Below are 2,019 nucleotides of genomic sequence, written 5' to 3'. Positions count from 1 at the left end.
GCCGGCATCGTCACGCCGAAACGGGTCCCGCGCACGCCCGCGGTTGCCAGCGGCGTGCGGACGCGAAAGCGCGACCCGGGCGTCTGCGGCGACACCCGCAGGTCGATCCGGCCGCGATCGAGCTCGATCAAGGTGTTGCGCGTCTCGCGCGGCAGCTCGCGCAGGCGGACCAGGCGCGCGACGGAGCCCGACTGCAGCTGCAGCAGCGAGCCATCGGCCAGCGTCACGCTGATGAAGCCCTGCGCCGGCACGGTCAGCGTCGCGGCCTCCGCGATGCGGTCACCGATGCGCAAGGCAACGCCGTCCGCCAGCACGCCGCCGCGGACGTAGGCCACCGTGGCCGGGCTCGCCTGGCCCTTCATCAGCGCGAGCGGCAACAGCAGGCGTTGTCCGGGCTGCAGCCGCGAGGGACGCGCGATGCGGTTGAGCCGCGCCAGCTCCGGCCAGCGCGAAGGCTCTTCCAGCTGCTCCTGGGCGATGCGATAGAGCGATTCGCCGCGCTGCACGACATGGGCGACGGTGTCCGCGCCCTGCGCCCCGGCGGTCGACAGGACGCCAGCGGTCAACAAGGTCGCGAACAGCACGCTCGAGGGAGCGCGGCTCATTCGCTGGACTCGCGGACAGGCAGGTCCCGCGTCGCGCCGGTCTCGGCGCCGGGGGACTGCGCGACCGGCGGCGTGGCGAGCGCTCGGCGTGCTCCAGCGCTTCCAGCCGGTAGCCATGGCCGTACACGGCGCCCAGTCGATAGCCCTGCTCTGGCCGGAGGCCCAGCTTCAGCCGGATCGACGAGATGTGCGTGTCCAGGGTCCGCGTCGGCACCTCGTCGTCCCGTCCCCAGACGGCGTTCATCAGGTAGCTGCGGGACAGCACCCGCCCGATCTGCCGGAACAGGCAGGCGGCCAGGTCGAATTCGCGCGGCTTGAGCTCGACCGGCACGCCGTCCTTGAGCCAGTCGCGCGTGGCCGCGCGCCATTCAAAGACACCATGGCGCTGCACGCCGCCCTGCTCGGGATAGGCGCGACGCAGCAGGGCCAGCAGGCGCGCCTTGAGTTCGGCGCCGCGCACCGGCTTGACGACGTAGTCGTCGGCGCCCTTGGTCAGTCCCTGAACGATGTCCCGCTCCGCATCGCGATGCGTGACCATCACGATGGGCATGCCGGCGCCCTCGGCGCGCACCGTCTGCACGACCTCCACGCCGGACAGGCCGGGCAGTTCCCAGTCCACCAGCAGCAGGTCGAAGGTCTGGCGCCGCATCGCCTGCAGCAGGCTCGCGCCGTCGGCGAAACGATGGGGCACATGCCCCATCGATGCCACGGTCCTCGACAACAGCTCTAGCAGATGAATGTCGTCGTCCACCACCGCGATTTGCATGAGCCCTCCCCAAGGCTGGTCAAACGGCGGCGGATTGTGCACAGAATCACGAATTTCTCTTCACGCCGGGCGATCTGCGACCGTCGGCCACAGGAATACGCCTGGCGAGGGACCGGATGTCTCTCGCACGGCGGGCGGCGCTTCGGGCAGCGCGACAGGCGGCGCGACCTAACGCAGCTTCGTCGACGTCCGCTCCATCCGCGCCTTCAGGCTCTCGAGCTTGGCCGCGTACAGGCGGCGCTGCGGCTGGGTGACGCTGTACTCCTCGGCCTTGGCGAGCTCCTCGCGCACCACGTCCCACTTGCCCAGGCCGACGTTGGCCAGCGCCATCCAGAAATGGAACTCGTGGTAGTAGGCGGAGCGCGCGATCTCCTTGGCGAAGAGGTCGCGGGCCTGGGCGTACTCGCCGGCCTTCATCGCGGCGACGCCGAGGTCGAAGAACTTGAACGGCGGATAGGGCTGGATCTGCGCGAGCCGGGTCTCGAGCTGCTCCGCCTCGGCGAGCTGGCCTTGCAGGCGCAGCGCCTGCGCCAGGTTGGCCATCGCCTGCACGTTGGCCGGCTCGCGGGCCAGCACCGCGCGGAAGGCGCGCTCGGCCAGCGCCGTGTCGCCATGGCGGCGGTAGATCACGCCCAGCGTGTTCAGCGC

At 70.8% G+C, this 2,019-nt stretch carries 2 protein-coding genes and 1 pseudogene; all 3 read right to left on the bottom strand.

What is annotated here, in order from left to right; translation table 11 throughout:
• On the bottom strand, nt 1–605 hold a 605-nt coding region (locus tag FUT87_RS24765; RefSeq protein WP_255512015.1), incomplete at its 3' end, for a FecR domain-containing protein.
• Nucleotides 606–768: 163 nt separating this feature from the next.
• Nucleotides 769–1,305: pseudogene (locus tag FUT87_RS24760) on the bottom strand (response regulator transcription factor); the annotation flags it as partial.
• A 234-nt stretch (nt 1,306–1,539) separates the two neighbouring features.
• Nucleotides 1,540–2,019, bottom strand: a 480-nt coding sequence (locus FUT87_RS24755) for a tetratricopeptide repeat protein (protein WP_147242716.1), incomplete at its 5' end; no start/stop codon positions are given.

Source organism: Mitsuaria sp. TWR114 (genome assembly GCF_007997345.1).
The sequence above is the reverse complement of the archived record's forward strand: the minus strand, read 5'-3'. Positions and strand labels throughout refer to the sequence as shown.